Raw genomic sequence first — 17,753 nt, 5'->3', positions numbered from 1 at the left:
GAATTTTTTTATTAACCAAGTTTTGATGACTGACCGAATACTCACTAAGCCACTGCTCTAGTGTGCGTTTTGACATCCTCTTTTGCTGAATGCGAGACATACTAACCTCCTTGTTAGTAATGAAAATGTAACCCTATCTGAATGTTTAGGTAGGGACTGCTATCAGTTGTATCATTAATCAGAGCACATCACCATACGGTCTGATAGACGGCTCAGTCAAAACCGATGGCATTATTTACTTTTATGCCTAAAACTGTTGAAGTGTTTTTAAGCTAATTTGGTTGAATATAGCTATTAGCCTTGTTCACTGCGATGCCATTCATATAGGCCAATAAAAGAGTTTATTTGATATATCATTGTTTGAATGGCGAAAATATAGTTGCCAGACATAAGGTTGACGATGAGCCAAACGAAATTGACGATAATCCATAACCACCAGTTAAAAGAATAGCGCAAAATCATGGCTGCTTGCGCTGTGATGGATAGTACAAAAGCAATAACATTGATCCAAAAAAAGGAAATGAAGCCTAAAAATTTACTATTATCATCTTCAACTACTGCATAACCATAGCTTGCCAATAATTCGTTTACGGTAGGAAACAGTGCAAGCCCAATGATTATAAAAGCTGCGGTAATCAACCAAACAGCTTTGCTCGCAGATTTAGGTATCATGTCACCATCGGGGTCAGTATGTTTTGACCAATAGAAAATGCCATAGACGTGGGTGAAGAAATTAAAAAGTGGTGCGAGCATCAAACCCACGGCACCTGATGTTGCTTGAACCACCACTTCACCGGCGGTTGCGCCCATGCCAAAGCCATTACCCATGATGTTTTTGCGAAAAGATAGTGACACCACGCAAATCAAACCGATGAATGAAACTGCCAAATAAAACCAGTCAAGGGCAGTGTGGTCTGTGGTGAACCAAAAACCTGTAGATAAGGCAATCACACCACAAATGAACCACGTTATAATCCATTGCATCGCCCACTTTCCAGTGATGTTATCTAGTAACTGAATACGCATAAGGTTTTCATCCTAAAATGAGTAATAATAGCGGTAACACCTACCAAAATCTTTCGTGTTACCACGTTTTTGATTTTATAATTTTTTATTATAGATATTTTGATCTATAAGACGTAATGCTTGTTGATAACGTGCATCATAGTCAGTCTCATCAATCATGTGAGGTTGAATATTATGACGATGAAAGATATCGATGAGTCGTTGCTCAAAACGTCCACGTGCTGCAGGTGTGCCTAAAGAGCGCATACCATCATCAATCCATGGTGTGCTATTGCTCAACATAATCGTATGGTCTAAATGAAACTCGTCAATACAAGCTGATACAAAAGGGTGGGTACGATTTTCGTACTCTTCACAAAAAGCTTGAGTCGTCACAAAGTCCGTATCAATTATGGTGACAGGTGCCGTTGCAACAGCAGTAGCATCGCGAATGGCTTGTGCATGATGAAGGGTAATGGGTGCATAATCACTATATTGTAGAGCAACTTCACTACCACCCAAATCTGTACCAACGTACAGTCGTCCCATTTCTAGTACAAATCTGGCTCCATAATAGTTGGCCAGCTTATGTACCAATGTTGTCTTTCCAGAACTTTCACCGCCAACAATCGCAACGGTCTTAGTATAATTTCGACGTGCTTGTGGATGAATCGCTGACCAATATGCAACAGGGTTGCGAGCGATAGCAAATGAGTCAAATTCAGGTTGCAGTGCAGTGGTTACTACTGGTATTTTTAGTTGTTTTTGAGTATCACGTTGCGCTAATGGGTGGTTTTCTGCCAAGAATAATACAGAGTCTGTTGGTAAGTTGAGCGCATCTGCCAAGTGCTGTAATTTAGCATTACTAAGAGGAATATTGATCGTTACGTCATCAAAGCTATCATGCAACGGAAGCTCAATTTCATGGGTGGTATGAATATGAATAAAAGGTAAGTCGGCACAAGCCATTTGTAGCCAGCGCGCCTTATCTTGCAAAGTGATGGTGAAATCTGGATGTGGTGAAGGATGTGCCGTAATGACAATATGCAGAACCTCTGCTTGTCCTGCCGCATCTAAAATACTGCGCATTTGTCCTAAATGTAGAGGCTCAAAATGCCCAATCATTAAGCCAGTATCGTACATAGTTATTCCTATAATGCTATTTATCTATTTGAGTAAGCCCAAAAATAACACAATCAGCAAAGTAAAGTCGTAAGGGTTTAGCAACAAAAGCCATTCTGAAATATTTTGAAATAAATATTTAAAATCAGTAAGTTATGAGGTGTTATGAGAGATTAGGGCAAGCTTAGGTAGCATAAACTCACAAAGTACTAGTACATCATCAACAGATCTAGTTTTAGGAGTTGATATACTGGATCTCAAGTTAGAAATATAAAGTAAATTATCAATAGGTTTAAAAAACAAGCAAATAAAAAATAAGCAAAATAACTGTAAATAAAAAACGATAAAAATAAGCAACAGTAATAAATAAAATAAAGAGGTATTTGATTTGGCTAAATTAGCAAAATTGCATCGCTCACAGAACAATCGTATGCTAGCAGGTGTGATGGGCGGCATTGCAGAATATGTCGGTTGGTCGCCTACTTGGGTGAGATTACTGTTCGTAATTATCTCATCATTGAGCGCAGCAGTCCCTGGTATTTTAATTTATATTATTCTTTGGATAGTAATGCCAAAGGCAACCAACGAGTCCTACCAATAAAAGCAGCTCCATTAAAAAACAAAAAGCCTGATTAATCAGGATGCTACAGACATGCTTTTCCTCCTGCCCAGATGCTCGCGCGTTTGGGTATTTTTTTATCATGATTATCGATATAAGAACGTGCTTCCGTGACATATAGGTCATATAACCAGATATTTGGGTCAATATAATAAAATTAGTTGCGGTAAATATGGATAAAATAGTCAATTTTTAGTAAGGTGAGCAGGCAAATAGAGTCGTTGCCAAATAGGCTATACGAGTGCTATCAATATTTTATTTAATAATACTAATTCCACAGTGGCTTTACTATGACAACCCAAAATATGACATCCCAAGCAAAAGAGTCTCAACCGATGACTTTTCAAGATTTGATCCTAACCTTACAGAATTATTGGGCGGCTAAGGGCTGTGTTGTTTTACAGCCGTATGATATGGAAGTCGGTGCGGGTACCTTTCATACAGCGACGTTTTTACGATCGTTAGGTCCTGAGCGTTGGAATGCAGCTTACGTGCAGCCATCTCGTCGTCCTACCGATGGTCGCTATGGTGATAATCCAAACCGCTTACAACATTACTACCAGTTTCAAGTAGTGTTAAAGCCCAATCCTCCTAATATTCAAGAGTTGTATTTAGATTCGTTGAGAGCCATTGGTATAGACCCATTAGTACATGATGTGCGTTTTGTCGAAGACAACTGGGAATCACCAACGTTAGGTGCGTGGGGTCTTGGTTGGGAGATTTGGCTAAACGGTATGGAAGTCACGCAGTTTACCTACTTCCAGCAAGTAGGCGGTATTGAGTGTTTTCCAGTAACTGGTGAGATTACTTACGGTCTTGAGCGTTTGGCGATGTATGTGCAAGGCGTCGATAGTGTTTACGATTTGGTGTGGGCAGACGGTGAGTTTGGTCGTGTTACTTATGGCGATGTTTTTCATCAAAATGAAGTTGAGCAGTCGACCTATAACTTTGAGCACGCTGATGTGCCAATGATGGGTCAGATGTTTGATTTTTATGAGCAGCAAGCAGATAAGCTGGTCACGGAAGGTTTGCCACTACCAGCCTATGAGATGGTGCTAAAAGCTTCGCATGCCTTTAATTTACTTGATGCTCGCGGTGCAATTTCGGTCACAGAACGTCAGCGCTTTATTTTGCGCGTACGTACACTGGCGCGTAAAGTAGCCTTTGGTTATGTCGAAGCACGTGCTAAGTTAGGTTTTCCACTGGCTGACGAGGCACATCGTCAAGCAGCACTTGATAAGTATTTGCCAAAACAAGATGTGGCAGATGAAAACTCAGGTAACAAGCAATCTACTAATAATAAATAGGAGCATCCCATGAGTACCATTTTATTTGAACTGGGGTGTGAAGAACTACCTCCAAAAAGCTTAAAGTCATTACGTGATGCATTGCAAGCAAGTGTTGTTGATCAATTAAAAGAAGCTGACATTAGCTTTGATAGTATCAAGGCTTTTGCTGCACCGCGCCGTTTGGCCATTCAGATTCAGGGTATTGGCGATAAACAACCTGATCGTAGTGAGCAAAAACGTGGTCCCGCGATCAAAGCAGCCTTTGATGCTGATGGTAATCCAACACGTGCAGCGATGGGTTTTGCCAAAGGCTTAGGTATTGAGGCCAGTGAGTTAATAACGATCAATACTGATAAGGGTGATTATGTCGGTTATGAGCAGACCATTCAGGGTCAGGCGACGACTGAATTGCTACCCACCATTTTTCAAACAGCATTAGACAAGCTGCCGATTGCTAAGCGTATGCGCTCAGGTGCAAGCCGTAATGAGTTCGTGCGTCCGGTACAGTGGGTTGTGTTAATGCAAGACAGTACTGTCATTGACGCCACCATCCAAGGACATCAGGCTGGTACGCAAACCCGTGGTCATCGCTTCCACAGCCCTGACTACCATGATATTGCTCACGCCAATGACTATGAAGATTTGCTCGATGGCTTAAAAGTTGTGGCTGATTTTGATAAGCGTCAAATGCTTATCAAAAACCAAGTCAAAGCATTAGCGGACGAAGTCAACTCAGATGCTATCGTACCGCAGGCATTGTTAGATGAAGTGACGGCATTGGTTGATTTCCCTGTTGCTCTACGTGCTAGCTTTGAGGCGCGCTTTTTACAAGTACCACAAGAAGCACTTATCTCTACCATGCAAGCCGATCAAAAATATTTTTGCTTGACGGATAAAGACGGAAAATTGCAGCCTTACTTTATCTTTATTACCAATATTGAGTCAAAAGATCCCAATCAAATCATCGAAGGTAATGAGAAGGTCGTACGTCCACGTTTGGCTGATGCAGAGTTTTTCTTTTTACAAGATCAAAAGCAGCCATTGTTTGCATTGACAGAGAGTCTCAAAAACCGTGTATTCCAAGATAAACTGGGTACAATTTGGGAAAAGTCTGAGCGTATCGCCAAGCTTGCTGCATTTATTGCTGCCTTGCTGCAACAGCAAGGGCGTGATATTAGTATCGATGAAACGGTACGTGCGGCTATTTTGTCTAAAGCTGATTTGGCCAGCTCATTGGTTGGTGAGTATCCAGAGTTACAAGGTATCGCCGGTACTTATTATGCTCGCCTCAATAATGAGCCTGAAGCCGTAGCAGCCAGTTTAGAAGAGCAGTACTTGCCTAAATTCAGTGGTGATGTATTGCCACAGATGCCGATTGGCATCTGCTTGGCATTGGCAGATCGCTTGGATACGCTCATTGGTATTTTTGCGATTGACCAAGCACCGACGGGTTCAAAAGATCCGTTTAGCTTACGTCGTTCAGCGATTGGTATCCTGCGCATTCTCATCGAAAAACAGTTACCGATTAATTTGGTCGCGCTCGTTGAGCAAGCTATTAAAGGTTATAGTACAGCAGACGGTAGTAAAATTGCCAAAATGGGTGATACCTTTACCCAAGTCATGGCATTCTTAAACTCACGCTATCGTGCCATGTATACTGAGCAAGGTGTAAGCGTTGATACCATCCAAGCCGTGCAAGCAATTAATCCGCATATGCCGCTAGATTTTGATCAACGTATTCGTGCGGTACAAGCCTTTAGTGAGCTGTCACAAGCGTCAATGCTAGCCGATTCGAACAAACGTGTTGCCAACATATTAGCTAAGTCAGAAGTAAGCGTGGCTGATAATGTTGATGAGGCCTTGTTATCTGAGCCTGCTGAACAAAATTTATATGCCAGTGTGCAGCAAGCGCAAACAGCGGTACAACCGCTGCTAGAACAAGCTGACTATACACAAGTATTGCAAACGCTTGCCAGTCTAGACGAGCCATTGACGCAATTCTTTGATAATGTCATGGTGAATAGTGAAGATGCTGCACTAAAAAACAATCGCTTGGCATTGTTAAAGCAAGTACGTGCGTTGTTCTTAACTGTGGCTGATATCAGTGAGTTACAGCTGTAATTTTTCGATACCGATATAAGTACGAATTAATAAACGTATGACGTATTATCTGATACAGAAACTGGCCCAAAGTGGCCAGTTTTTTATGCTGTATAATGGCACTTAAGGAGCTCGCCAAGTTAATATTCTATCGTCATAATTGATGGTTGTTTTATACTATAGTCAAATCCATATAAATCCGCTACATCGTCACCCTCGCTGACCATACTAATGTATAGCTTGCACTCGGTTTCCTTGTATCGAAATTATTTGAACTCAACTATATAGTCAATCCTCATCCAAGGAGTACTGCCGTGTTTGCTGTTATTATTGTAATCCTTATTATTTGGGCGTCGATGTGGGCTTTTTATAAGTTTATGTACCCACGTCCACCCAAAAGCATGATGCCAAAAGAAGGTGATGTGACCACGCCACGGCAGTGTAATTTTTGTGGTAATAGCTTGGCTGAATATCGCGGTGTACTTGAAACCAAGCCGAACTTGCCAGCAGATAGTAATACCGAAGTCAGTCAGCAGTTGTTTTTTTGCAATTATGAGCATCAAGCTGATTTTCATGCTGGAAAGGTTTATAACGCTAATCATTAAATAGGTTTAGATTGATGTGTTTTTGATTGAACATAAAAAAGCGCTTCGCTTTGATAGGCTAGGCGCTTGTTTTTAAAGGTTCTATTTGTCTACAGAATGGAATGCGCATCCTTGATGATTTTGTTAAGTAACACTTTAGATTGTATGTCTTGCTGTTTGCGATCTTCTTCCGTTTTTTGATTAGCATGGATTTTTTCGTAAAGGTTTAAGCAGCATAATACCAATAGGCTTTCTTGGTTGAGACTGGGTGCATCTCGCTTGAGATCTAGTGCGTAGTCATTAATATAAGAAACGGCTGAATGTAGCTCTTCTTGTTCGTGTACGGGACAATAGATTGGATAGGTAACTCCAGCAATAGCAATATCTACTTTTTTGATTTGTGGTTCAGCATTTGTTTTTGTCTTAGCGCTTGGTTGAATAGAAGTGCTTGGTCTGATTGAGGCAGTTGCTGTTGCTCTCTGTGGTTTTAACTCACGATTTGTTGCCTGATTTTTTGGTAGCTGTTTTTCTATAGATTTTTTGTGGTCATCGGTCATGATAAATCCTACAATGTCTGGTCAGTAAGGTGAGTAATAAAAAATATTACCGTTATAATTTTGGCTTAATTTATAAGAATCAATGGTTGATTGCTCTTAATTATTACCCTTCTACTTGATCAATATGGGTTAATCGTTTTAGTACGACTTGTGTGCGCTCAGCCGCTAGTTGGTTCTTTTTTTGTAGTTCAATGTTTTGTTGTTTGATATCGCTATACTGCTGCTTTAATTCACCATTGTGCCGCTGTAGTTCGCTATTTTTTTGTTGTAACTGGCTGATTTGCTTTTGTAGTTTGTCCTGCTCTTCGCCAATCATATGATGTGCTTCTGCCAGGTTTTGATAGCGTTTGTCTAGATCGTTCAGTTGTTTTTTGGCTCCTTCACGTTCTGTATGGCTGGTTTGTAGTTTGGTTCTCAGAGCCGTAAGTTCCTGTGGGTCGACGACAGGATTTTTTTTGAGGCTGCTAAGTTCAGCACTGACAAGCTGATACTGTTTTTTGATGTCGAGTACCATTTTTTCTAATATTTTAAGTTGGTCATACATAGTCAGTTTTTATCCTTAACAAGTAAGCGTGAATGAATTTTGTTCTCTGCGTTTAATAATGCCATAGGTGACCGCATAATATCTATATTAACAAAGTAATTCACATATTAAGTTCGGTCTTTTTATTTTTTGCTTTCTTTTTCTCCTTCTCTTTTAAGTAATATTCAATCACTAGGACATCTATTATGAATGACAATATCTCTGGCTGGAATACTTGGCTGACCGCGTTTGACAACTGGAACGACGTGTCTATTAGTGAGGTACATGGCTTGATGACAGGGCTGATGACAGCTTGCAATGCACCAGATGAGACGGTATGGGCTCAGGTGTTTGAGGAGCTGAGCTTTGCGGCATTACCAGAGTCTGCACTGACGTTATTAACCGAAGAGGCAGAAGACACTGTTTTTCAACTGAAAGACAAAGACGATGCTTACGCTTATATGCCACTGATACCTGATGATGAACATGACTTGTACGAGCGTGTGATAGCCTTGAAACAGTGGGCTAATGGCTTTATGACAGGCTTTGGTATCACTGATTGCAATATTAGCGCAGACGAAAACGAGATGCTATCGGATTTGGCAAAGATTGGAAGTATTCGTTTAGCAGATGATGAAGATTTTGAAGGTGGCGAAGAGTCTTATCTTTATATTTATGAATTTGCGCGTATGGTGCCAGTTATCTTTGCTACCCGTAAACGCAAGTCTGTCAAAGACATTGCTTTGATTTCTGGGCTGGCTATCGATGCTAAGACGACCAAAGAGTTACAAGCAGAAGGTAATCTGCCAAAACCAATGCCACCAGTGATTGATATTATGAATCAAGATAGCCCTTCATAAGGCGAAGCGGGCACATAGAAATAAGGATGTTTTATGGCTATAAATGACAGTAACGATAATGATAGGCAGACTATGTCTCATGCCAGTTATCCTGCAAACAGTATAGGTTGGCTCTCTCGTTTGATAGGATTTGATACGGTCAGTCGCTATTCGAACTTGGCTTTGATCGAAGATGTGCGAGCCTACTGTGAGCAGTTGAATCTCATGGTGAACCTGACTTTTAATGAGGCTAAAAACAAAGCTAATTTGTTTGTCACGGTGCCAGCAGGAGAGGATGGCGACAAGGTTAATCACGGCCTCGTGCTCTCTGGTCATACAGATGTAGTGCCTGTCGATGGGCAGGATTGGGCGTCAGAACCATTTGATGCAACGATTCGCGGTGATCGGTTATATGGGCGCGGTGCTTGCGATATGAAAGGCTTTATCGCTTGTGCGCTTAATTTATTGCCACAGGCCGTTCAGTTGTCAAACAAGGGTCAGCTACGTCGTCCACTGCATTTGGCATTGTCGTTCGATGAAGAGGTTGGCTGCTTAGGTGCGCCATTGATTTTAGCAGACCTAAAAGCGCGCGGTATTACGCCTGATTACTGTATTGTGGGTGAGCCAACCAATATGGCGATGGTGGTCGCGCATAAAGGCATTGCGGTTTATCGTTGCCGCGTACATGGTAAGTCCGCACATTCATCGCTGACAGCGCAAGGAGTTAATGCCATCAGTTATGCCAGTCGATTGGTTGGTTATGTCGATACATTGGCAGAAACGCTCAGTACTCGTGATGATGGAGATGCACTGTTTGACGTGCCTTATTCAACGATATCTATCGGTACGATAAAGGGTGGTACCGCGACCAATATCGTTCCTAATCTATGTGAGTTTACCTTTGACTATCGGAACTTACCTCATATGACCCAAGACGATATCCTAGTGCCGATTCAAGCAAAGGTCGATGAGCTGACACAGCAAATGCAAGCACGTGCACCAGAGACGGGTATTGAGCTGTTACGAGAAGTCAGCGTACCGGCAATGACCGATAAGGACAGTGCCGAACTGCAAGCACTGGTAGCTGCACTGACTCAAGATCATGAGCGCCACAAGGTTGCTTATGCGACTGAAGGTGGGCAGTTTACCAATGGGGGTATACCAACGATTATCTGTGGCCCTGGTAGTATTGAGCAGGCACACAAAGCAGATGAGTATGTTGAGCTAAGTGAAATAGCGCGCTGCGATGAGTTTTTACAGAAACTGCTAGATAGCTGTACGGCTCAGTAGCCTATGCAGCAGTAGAAGCGTTATTTGTAAGATAGATGAGTATATAGCACACCGTCTCAATGGCGGTGTGTTTTGTTACATGTTATCCAGTTTATTTGAAACGACAAGGTAAGGGGTTGGTTGATGTCTTGGCATCTGTTTGCAGTGTTTTTCGCGAGTACATTTTTTATCTCAGCGACTCCTGGCCCCAATATGCTACTAGCATTTCAGTATGGTATGAATTATGGGGTGAAACGAACGCTATGGACGCTGGCAGGTCTGAGTGTTGGTCTATTTATACTACTATTATCTACATTGCTTGGATTGGATGTCATCAGTCGACAGTCGCCTTGGTTGCTTACCGTTATCAAAGCAGTAGGAGCATTATATTTAATCTATTTGGGCGTCACTTCGTGGCGTGATGCGAGTAGTAGTAGCTTGATGAAAGACGCTCGTGAGATGAGTGAGGAGGTGGCGGCGGAATACTCCATTTCTGACAGTCAGGATACGCTTGGTAAGCCTCAGGCTCGCTCACTCTCCAGTGCAGCAGTTAATATGGCACCAAGCAATACGCGCTTATTTCGTACGGGCGTGTGGGTGTCATTGTCTAATCCAAAAGCCATTTTATTTTTTGCAGCATTTTTTCCTAAATTCATCAATTTTAGTGCGCCGTTATGGCCGCAATATGTCTTGCTCACTATCGGTCTGTTTTTGAGTGAGACAATTTGGCAAACTATCTATACGTTAGGTGGTAAGAAGCTAGCAAGTTGGCTCGATATAGGTAATCGTTTGGCTTGGCTCAATCGTGGTTGCGGGGTGATATTTATTATTATTGCTGCGGCTTTATTGGCTGAAGTATTAAAAAGTTTAATGGTTTAAAAAATAATATAACTTTAAATTAAAGCGCTTAATTAAATGTACGTATCCTATGTTTTTTCTATAAAAATATAAATTAATTATTGACTTTAATTTTTAAATCGTTATTATTACCTCATTGATTTATAGCGCTTGTCTTTACAAGCGATAAATTGTCCCAATTAATCCGCTACTGTCATCTATGACAACTAGCCACAACTATGGAGGAATCATCGTGTCCTATTTAACTATTAAGACGTTTTTAAAGATTGAATGTGTAAACTACCTGACAGCAATGACGACTTCGCAAAGGTGTGGCTAAGCTTGTAAGTCAGTTGTACATTGATTTTCTATCTATGATTATCAAATAACAACTTGCTATATCTGCCCGATTTATCCCTTTTCTAAGTCCATTGTCCAAGATTGCTCTGCAAGCGTGTTAAGCGATTTTGCACCTACTGTTGTCTGTTTATCTAACATTCCTCTTTATCGTTATTGCTAATAAAGCGACTCAGGCTATGGTTTAGCTGTTGTTTTCCTATGCGTATAGTATTTACGCTGTGGCTGACGGTTTTGATTTATATCACCCTTCTTTAAAACGTCCATTATAAATAAACCATATTTTTTATTAGTTTTATAACTAATAAAAAACGGTATTTTATTGTCTAAATTTTATGAGTTATTAAATAATTTTCTTATTAAACGTTTTGTTTAATTGAGATAGGTAAGTAATGTCTAAAAATAATAATAGTCAAAAAAAATACTATATGGTTATAAAAAAAATAAAATGGAAATAAAAAACTATGAGCATTCAATTAGTATTAAATGAAAACCGTAAACACGGCGTACCAGTCAAGATTTACACCTCGGATGTTGAGCAAGGGGCGATGCAGCAACTACGCAATTTGGCTCAGCTGGAGTTTGTACACTCGCATATTGCGGTGATGCCTGATGTACACGTTGGTAAAGGCGCCACAGTCGGCAGCGTGATTCCGACCAAGTCGGCAATTATTCCTGCTGCGGTCGGTGTCGATATCGGCTGTGGTATGAACGCAGTACGCTTGTCCCTGACGGCAAGTGATCTGCCTGATAGCTTGAAATCATTGCGGTTGATAGTGGAGCAGCAAGTGCCAGTCGGTTTTAATATGCACAAACAAATTCAAGCCAAGAACTCAACGCTTGATCCGTTAGGAAGGCGTCTAAAGCCAATTACTGACAAGCATCCGGGCTTGCTAAAGATGCTCAAAGGTTTTGAGCGTACGTGGGCAAAGCAGCTGGGCACATTAGGCGGTGGCAATCATTTCATTGAGCTGTGTTTGGATGAAAACAAAGATGTCTGGGTAATGCTACATTCGGGCAGTCGCGGTATTGGTAACTGTATCGGTCGCTATTTTATCAATCTGGCAAAAAAAGAGCGTCAATCGCGTTTTGGTCATGTGCCTGATCGTGATTTGGCTTACTTTGCTGAAGGGTCTGATAGCTTTGCTGATTATGTCGAAGCGGTGGGCTGGGCACAGGATTATGCACTAGAGAACCGCCGTGAGATGATGCGCTTAGTGATTAAGTCATTACAGTCACCACAAGCGGGGTTACCACGGTTTCAGCTGACCAAAGAAGCCATCAATTGTCATCATAATTATGTCAATGAAGAAGTGCATTTTGGCGAACAGGTCTATGTGACCCGTAAAGGGGCGATCAGTGCTTATGATGGTGAGCTCGGTATTATCCCAGGTTCCATGGGTGCAAAGTCTTTTATCGTACGTGGTCTTGGCGCGACTGAGTCGTTTTGCTCATGTTCGCATGGAGCAGGGCGCCAAATGAGCCGAGGCAAGGCTGTACGAGCATTTACTATCGATGAGCTAAAAGCACAGACTGATGGTGTGGAGTGCCGTAAAGACGAAGGTGTGATCGATGAAATACCTGGCGCTTATAAAGACATTGATGAAGTGATGGCCAATCAAGCTGATTTGGTCGAAGTGGTGCATACGCTGAAGCAAGTCATGTGTATTAAGGGTTAGATTTTTTATATAAAACTTGATCTTGTTTTGACGGTTAGCAGCCATAAGACAAGATCAAATTGAGGAGATAATTATGAGAAATTATCCTTATATCAATAAAAATGGTAAAAAAAGATCTCAATCAAAAGAGTGGGCTGATATACGAGCAGAGATGATGCGTTTGAAAACAGAGTTGAATCTAACGGATAAATCTTTTCGAGTTCTCACCCCTTACGATGATTATAAAGGTATAGAAGAGCGGATTTATCAAACCTTTTGCAAAATTGAAAATGGTAAAAGCCGTTCAGTTTGGTTATGGCAAAACTTGATACAAGAAACGTATTCAATGGAAGTCAAAGACTCTCTCAAGAGTTATCTGTTACGTTTGATTAAGCCCAATGAGAGTATCTGGTTTGCTATAACAGGAACGTTTAAGGAACGTTCTAAAATCTGGTTTTACGAGGGCAAAATTGAGGCAATAATAAAAATACTCGATGAAACCTGTTTCTTTGACGAGTGCTATTTTGTTTCTAAAAAGTATGACTGGCTCGTTTGTAGCAATCACCATGACGTTTTGATGGCTACAGGTAAAGGTATGCCACAAAAATTAAAGGCTATAGAAGATATAGCAAAGAATAAAGGATAAGATAATGAGCTTAAAACAAACATTAAAAAAGGCCAAACAAATCGAACGGCAGTTAGAGCAACAAGCTGACGCAGGCGTTCAGCAGTCGCTAGGCACAGTCAAGCCGCGCAACTATTTGGCATTGGATCCACTATTAAGAAAAGGCGGTATTCACGAAAAGGAGGATATCGATATCGTCCGCAAAAAACGTCGCCGTGAGACCAAGCAGCATTTGCGTCAGACGGATTGGTTGGCTGAATAATAACAGTCAAAATTCACGCACAAAAAAGCCGTTCGCTATTATAGCAAACGGCTTTTTTATTCAATTTTAGAATTTAACGGTTACGCCAATACTTCAATTAACTCACCTTTGACCATATGCGGGCTGACGAAATCAGTAATACGTACGCTGACGAGCTTACCCAACATCTCATCCATTTGCTCAACATCATGAGGGAACATCACCGTACGAGTATTATCTGCCGTTCCGATTAAGCAGTCAGGGTGGCGATTGGCGATTTGTTCAACCAATACGCGTGTCGTAGTGCCGACCATTTCATGGGTTTTCGCTAGAGTCGAATCAATAATGACTTTTTGGAACTCCGCCAAGCGTGCTTTTTTAGTGGTGAAACTCACATCATCTGGCAACTCAGACGCTGGCGTGCCTGGACGCTTAGAGTAGATAAAGCTATACGAGTGATCGAAGTTCAATTCTTTTGCTAAGTTTAATGTGTCTTGGAAGTCTTGATCTGTCTCGCCAGGGAAGCCAATGATAAAGTCGCTCGACAAGTGAATATCTGGGCGAATGGCTTTAAGCTTATTAATCTGATTGATATAAACGTCGATCGTATGGTTGCGTTTCATCGCAGCCAAGATAGCATTGGAGCCACTTTGTACAGGTAGATGTAAGTGCGATACCAGTTCTGGCAGTTGTGCATAAGCATCAATGATGTCATCCGTAAACTCTAGCGGATGACTGGTGGTATAGCGAATACGCTCCACACCGTCGACATGCGACACATAATGCAACAGCTCAGCGAAGCGGCAAATGCTGCCGTCATCTTTTTCACCGCGGTAACCGTTTACGTTTTGACCCAATAGATTGATTTCACGCACACCTTGCGCTGCTAAGTTATCGATTTCTGCTAATACATCGTCAAGTGGACGCGACAACTCTTCACCGCGGGTGTAAGGCACCACGCAAAATGAGCAATACTTTGAGCAGCCTTCCATGATAGAAACGAAAGCTTTAAATCCTTCTACCCTTGGCTCAGGTAAGAAATCAAACTTCTCGATACTTGGGAACGAGATATCAATCGTGCCGATACGGTTTTTTGGGGCAATATCGCGTTGTTCGTTTGATTGATCATATAGCTCTGGTAGACGGTGTAATGTCTGTGGACCAAATACCATGTCGACATATGGCGCGCGTTTTTGAATATTATCGCCTTCTTGTGATGCCACACAGCCACCCACACCAATGACTAAGTCTGGGCGTTTTTCTTTTAATTTGCGCCAGCGACCCAATTCTGAAAACACTTTTTCTTGTGCTTTTTCACGAATGGAGCAGGTATTCATTAACAATACATCGGCTTCATCAATATCATGCGTGACTTCCATACCATGTGAGTCGCCGAGTACATCGAGCATTTTATCAGAGTCATAGACATTCATCTGACAGCCTTGTGTGGTCACAAAGACTTTTTTGGTTGCTGGCTTATCGACTGGCGATTGGGCTGAACTTGCTTCTTTGAGTGCAGTGACAGCAGGCGCAGCAGCAGTTGTTTTGGCAATGGCAGCGTCATTGATGCGGGGATTGAATACAGTAACACTCATAAGGATAAGTCCATGATTGACTAAAAATATAGCAGGGTAGCCGATTAACAGGTGGCGTATTTTATCACAACCCTCTGCCAATGTGAAAAATTAGCGTCGGCGCTTAGTGGTAGTTATTATTAATTATTTATAACAGTATCAATTGCTTACTAAAATTAGTAGTACAATTGGCAAAATGCTCAAGCAACACCATTCCTATGTTACACCGTGCTGTCCTATTTATTAACAAAAGTAAAGGTAATGGTTGAAAGTGCAACGAGTATAGTATGATAAATAACCCCCTTTAGCGGTATGTTATAAACCGCTGTTCATATAGTTTTAGAGAGTTAATAAAGAGAGTCAATATGACAAAGTTGCGCGTTGCTCATAGCACCAAGGATAGAGAGTTAACCAGTCAAAAGCCTACTTCAAAGTACTTTAAAGCAGGTAGGCTGAGACGAGTGAGTGTACTAAGTTTGGCAACGGCAGCGAGTGCGCTAGGATTATCACAAGTCGCTTGTGCAGAGCTGACCTGGGGTGATAATGAGCGTTACCAGCAAGAAAATAACTATCAACCAAACAGTGGTGCGGATTCCTTCACAGCGGCAGCAATTGCAGCTGAGCGAGGTGATGTTAGCGCACTTTATAAATATGAACAGTCAATGAGTGGCGGTTTGTTTGCCATGTATCCGACATATTGGCGTATGAATTTGGATCTAAATACGCAAAGTGCGGCGGCCGTTTCACAGTTTGTTCGTAAATACCCTAATACGGTTATGGCAGAAAAATTGGTTGCTGATTTTGCTGAGACCAAGGCTGCCTCTAACGATTATGCCTCAGTACGCCAAGTGGCGAATTTGATTACCAATGCGGATGCGAGCGAGCGCTGCGCAGTTGCCCTTGGGTTCAATAATGGCGGTGATACCATGCGTGCGATGGCAGCGAAGTCCGATGTCTGGCTGACGACAAAAAAACAGCCCGCTTTGTGCGATCAGCTCGCGATGGAGATGAATAATAACGCATTAATCAGCGATCAGGATCGTGTTTCTCGCCTAAAACGCATGCTGCGTAAAGGGAAGACAGGTGACATCATGGCGTTATCCTCACGTCTTGGCACACCAATTGCTTATTCTGCATTGAGTGAGATTCAGCTAAATCCATCTTCTTTCTTTAGCAGCTTTGCTAGAGAGCCTGCCAGTCAGATCAATCAGTATCTCTATATGTATGCGTTAGGTCGTGTTGCTGATAAGTCGTATCGTGAGGCGGCACTACAGTTAGAGTTTGATATCAAGCAAGACAATCAACGTTCGACCAAACTGTTGAATGATGATACCCGTCGTTATGCCTATCGTATCATTGGCGTGCAGCGTATGAACCACAATACCGATGATGGCTTTAATGTCGAGGCGGTTGACTGGTTTCGCAATAGCTTAGATAACGATTTTAATTTTGAAGAAGCCGAAGATTATGCCATGGCAGCCATTCGCTTCAGTCGCTGGGATGATGTGGTCGAAGCCATCTCCAAAATGGATAGCGATACTCAAAAAAGCAATCAGTGGCAATATTGGGTAGCCCGTGCGTATGAGCAATCAAGTGATGCTAATAAACGTAATACCGCGAAGAAGATGTATCAAAATCTAGCAAAAAGCAACGACTACTATGGTTTAATGGCAAAAGATAAAGTTGGTCAGCGTTTTGATGCTAGTAAGTTGGGTGGTCAAAACTTACCAAACGTCAGTAATTCAGATCGTGCACGTGTTATGCAAGATGCTAACTTTGCTCGTGCTTTTGCGTTATATAACTCCGATGCTAGTCGTGGTTATGCAAATCGTGAGTGGAATTGGGCGGTAAAAGTGGCACGTGACAACCGTGATGAAAATTTAATTATTGCTGCTGCTCGTCAAGCTTACGATATGGGCTGGCTTGATCGTGCAATTTATGCGATTGATAATACCGATAAAGTGGATAGTTTAGCGCTATCGCATCCGATGCCGCACCAAGATGCCGTGGTTCGTTACAGCCAATCAGCAGGTATTGATCCAGAGTGGGCTTATGGCATTATGCGTCAAGAGAGTCGCTTTGTAACCTCTGCTCGCTCAAACGTTGGCGCTAGTGGCTTGATGCAGGTCATGCCCGCTACCGCAAAATATATTGCTCGCAACTTAGGCGAGACGTATAGTGCCAGTCGTGCCAATAGTGGTGATACCAATATTCGTTATGGTACATGGTATATGGGTGATATCTTAGGTAAATTGAATCGTCAGCCTGTCGTAGCCACCGCAGGTTATAATGCTGGACCTAATAATGCCAAACGTTGGCAACCAGTTTATGGCTCGCTCGCAGCTGATCAATACGTTGAGTCGATTGCCTTTCCTGAAACGCGCAACTATGTGAAGCACGTGATGGAAAATGCAACGATCTATAGCAACTTGTTAGGTCGTAGTAAGCCGATTAGTCAGCGTATGGGTACGGTGCCTGCTGCATTTTAAGAAGTTTGTACTGATAGAGAGCGGCTTTAATATTTAATTACGCTGTATGTGTAAAAAACCATGAA

General features: G+C 41.9%; 16 protein-coding genes. 11 read left to right on the top strand and 5 right to left on the bottom strand.

Features of this window, described 5'->3' with window-relative positions:
- Nucleotides 1-294 precede the first annotated feature (294 nt).
- Complete coding sequence (gene pnuC, locus ACT3RN_RS06055; RefSeq protein WP_192519971.1) at nt 295-1,026, bottom strand: nicotinamide riboside transporter PnuC; 732 nt, start codon at nt 1,024-1,026, stop codon at nt 295-297.
- A gap of 75 nt (nt 1,027-1,101) precedes the next feature.
- On the bottom strand, nt 1,102-2,148 hold the full coding sequence (nadR, locus tag ACT3RN_RS06050) for a multifunctional transcriptional regulator/nicotinamide-nucleotide adenylyltransferase/ribosylnicotinamide kinase NadR (RefSeq protein WP_192519972.1): 1,047 nt from the start codon (nt 2,146-2,148) through the stop codon (nt 1,102-1,104).
- 367 nt (nt 2,149-2,515) lie between these two features.
- Here nadR and ACT3RN_RS06045 point away from each other — a divergent pair, with 367 nt between their 5' ends.
- From ACT3RN_RS06045 to ACT3RN_RS06030, 4 genes are all read left to right on the top strand, one after another.
- Complete coding sequence (locus ACT3RN_RS06045; RefSeq protein ID WP_192519973.1) at nt 2,516-2,728, top strand: PspC domain-containing protein; 213 nt, start codon at nt 2,516-2,518, stop codon at nt 2,726-2,728.
- A 308-nt stretch (nt 2,729-3,036) separates the two neighbouring features.
- A complete protein-coding gene (glyQ, locus tag ACT3RN_RS06040) occupies nt 3,037-4,053 on the top strand; it encodes a glycine--tRNA ligase subunit alpha (protein ID WP_413038458.1) in 1,017 nt (338 codons plus the stop codon).
- Between the two features lie 9 nt (nt 4,054-4,062).
- Nucleotides 4,063-6,156, top strand: coding sequence for a glycine--tRNA ligase subunit beta (gene glyS, locus ACT3RN_RS06035; RefSeq protein ID WP_192991981.1), 2,094 nt, complete (start codon nt 4,063-4,065; stop codon nt 6,154-6,156).
- 293 nt (nt 6,157-6,449) lie between these two features.
- A complete protein-coding gene (locus tag ACT3RN_RS06030) occupies nt 6,450-6,740 on the top strand; it encodes a hypothetical protein (protein ID WP_318779541.1) in 291 nt (96 codons plus the stop codon).
- Nucleotides 6,741-6,829: 89 nt separating this feature from the next.
- Here the strand turns inward: ACT3RN_RS06030 and ACT3RN_RS06025 are convergent, their stop codons facing one another.
- Nucleotides 6,830-7,276 (bottom strand): cell division protein ZapA, encoded by a 447-nt coding sequence (locus tag ACT3RN_RS06025; RefSeq protein ID WP_192519975.1) that lies wholly within the window; start codon nt 7,274-7,276, stop codon nt 6,830-6,832.
- Between the two features lie 103 nt (nt 7,277-7,379).
- Nucleotides 7,380-7,820 (bottom strand): hypothetical protein, encoded by a 441-nt coding sequence (locus ACT3RN_RS06020; RefSeq protein WP_192519976.1) that lies wholly within the window; start codon nt 7,818-7,820, stop codon nt 7,380-7,382.
- Between the two features lie 185 nt (nt 7,821-8,005).
- Here ACT3RN_RS06020 and ACT3RN_RS06015 point away from each other — a divergent pair, with 185 nt between their 5' ends.
- The 6 genes from ACT3RN_RS06015 (at nt 8,006) to ACT3RN_RS05990 (ending at nt 13,646) form a co-directional block, all read left to right on the top strand.
- On the top strand, nt 8,006-8,659 hold the full coding sequence (locus tag ACT3RN_RS06015) for a UPF0149 family protein (RefSeq protein ID WP_192519977.1): 654 nt from the start codon (nt 8,006-8,008) through the stop codon (nt 8,657-8,659).
- Between the two features lie 33 nt (nt 8,660-8,692).
- Complete coding sequence (gene argE / locus ACT3RN_RS06010; protein WP_192519978.1) at nt 8,693-9,928, top strand: acetylornithine deacetylase; 1,236 nt, start codon at nt 8,693-8,695, stop codon at nt 9,926-9,928.
- A 123-nt stretch (nt 9,929-10,051) separates the two neighbouring features.
- On the top strand, nt 10,052-10,786 hold the full coding sequence (locus ACT3RN_RS06005) for a LysE family translocator (protein ID WP_192991980.1): 735 nt from the start codon (nt 10,052-10,054) through the stop codon (nt 10,784-10,786).
- Nucleotides 10,787-11,565: 779 nt separating this feature from the next.
- Nucleotides 11,566-12,780 (top strand): RtcB family protein, encoded by a 1,215-nt coding sequence (locus ACT3RN_RS06000; protein ID WP_192991979.1) that lies wholly within the window; start codon nt 11,566-11,568, stop codon nt 12,778-12,780.
- A 73-nt stretch (nt 12,781-12,853) separates the two neighbouring features.
- Nucleotides 12,854-13,405 (top strand): DUF6756 family protein, encoded by a 552-nt coding sequence (locus ACT3RN_RS05995; RefSeq protein WP_192519529.1) that lies wholly within the window; start codon nt 12,854-12,856, stop codon nt 13,403-13,405.
- Between the two features lie 4 nt (nt 13,406-13,409).
- Nucleotides 13,410-13,646 carry a hypothetical protein gene (locus ACT3RN_RS05990; RefSeq protein ID WP_226945076.1) on the top strand — a complete coding sequence of 79 codons (237 nt, stop codon included), beginning with the start codon at nt 13,410-13,412 and terminating at the stop codon, nt 13,644-13,646.
- Nucleotides 13,647-13,726: 80 nt separating this feature from the next.
- Here the strand turns inward: ACT3RN_RS05990 and miaB are convergent, their stop codons facing one another.
- Nucleotides 13,727-15,220 (bottom strand): tRNA (N6-isopentenyl adenosine(37)-C2)-methylthiotransferase MiaB, encoded by a 1,494-nt coding sequence (gene miaB, locus ACT3RN_RS05985; protein WP_192991978.1) that lies wholly within the window; start codon nt 15,218-15,220, stop codon nt 13,727-13,729.
- 344 nt (nt 15,221-15,564) lie between these two features.
- On the opposite strand from miaB, the gene ACT3RN_RS05980 reads away from it, so the two are divergent.
- Nucleotides 15,565-17,688 (top strand): lytic transglycosylase domain-containing protein, encoded by a 2,124-nt coding sequence (locus ACT3RN_RS05980; protein WP_192991977.1) that lies wholly within the window; start codon nt 15,565-15,567, stop codon nt 17,686-17,688.
- The last annotated feature ends 65 nt before the right edge of the window (nt 17,689-17,753 follow it).

The sequence above is a fragment of the Psychrobacter sp. AOP5-GZ1-6 genome, from assembly GCF_052376345.1.
In the GTDB taxonomy this organism is placed as follows: domain Bacteria; phylum Pseudomonadota; class Gammaproteobacteria; order Pseudomonadales; family Moraxellaceae; genus Psychrobacter.
The sequence above is the reverse complement of the archived record's forward strand: the minus strand, read 5'-3'. Positions and strand labels throughout refer to the sequence as shown.

Excerpts from the sequence above, each read along its gene's own strand:
- pnuC (WP_192519971.1), bottom strand. The coding sequence starts at position 1,026 with ATGCGTATTCAGTTACTAGATAACATCACTGGAAAGTGGGCGATGCAA.
- nadR (WP_192519972.1), bottom strand. The coding sequence starts at position 2,148 with ATGTACGATACTGGCTTAATGATTGGGCATTTTGAGCCTCTACATTTA.
- glyQ (WP_413038458.1), top strand. The coding sequence starts at position 3,037 with ATGACAACCCAAAATATGACATCCCAAGCAAAAGAGTCTCAACCGATG.
- glyS (WP_192991981.1), top strand. The coding sequence starts at position 4,063 with ATGAGTACCATTTTATTTGAACTGGGGTGTGAAGAACTACCTCCAAAA.
- ACT3RN_RS06025 (WP_192519975.1), bottom strand. The coding sequence starts at position 7,276 with ATGACCGATGACCACAAAAAATCTATAGAAAAACAGCTACCAAAAAAT.
- ACT3RN_RS06020 (WP_192519976.1), bottom strand. The coding sequence starts at position 7,820 with ATGTATGACCAACTTAAAATATTAGAAAAAATGGTACTCGACATCAAA.
- ACT3RN_RS06015 (WP_192519977.1), top strand. The coding sequence starts at position 8,006 with ATGAATGACAATATCTCTGGCTGGAATACTTGGCTGACCGCGTTTGAC.
- argE (WP_192519978.1), top strand. The coding sequence starts at position 8,693 with ATGGCTATAAATGACAGTAACGATAATGATAGGCAGACTATGTCTCAT.
- ACT3RN_RS06005 (WP_192991980.1), top strand. The coding sequence starts at position 10,052 with ATGTCTTGGCATCTGTTTGCAGTGTTTTTCGCGAGTACATTTTTTATC.
- ACT3RN_RS06000 (WP_192991979.1), top strand. The coding sequence starts at position 11,566 with ATGAGCATTCAATTAGTATTAAATGAAAACCGTAAACACGGCGTACCA.
- ACT3RN_RS05995 (WP_192519529.1), top strand. The coding sequence starts at position 12,854 with ATGAGAAATTATCCTTATATCAATAAAAATGGTAAAAAAAGATCTCAA.
- ACT3RN_RS05990 (WP_226945076.1), top strand. The coding sequence starts at position 13,410 with ATGAGCTTAAAACAAACATTAAAAAAGGCCAAACAAATCGAACGGCAG.
- miaB (WP_192991978.1), bottom strand. The coding sequence starts at position 15,220 with ATGAGTGTTACTGTATTCAATCCCCGCATCAATGACGCTGCCATTGCC.
- ACT3RN_RS05980 (WP_192991977.1), top strand. The coding sequence starts at position 15,565 with ATGACAAAGTTGCGCGTTGCTCATAGCACCAAGGATAGAGAGTTAACC.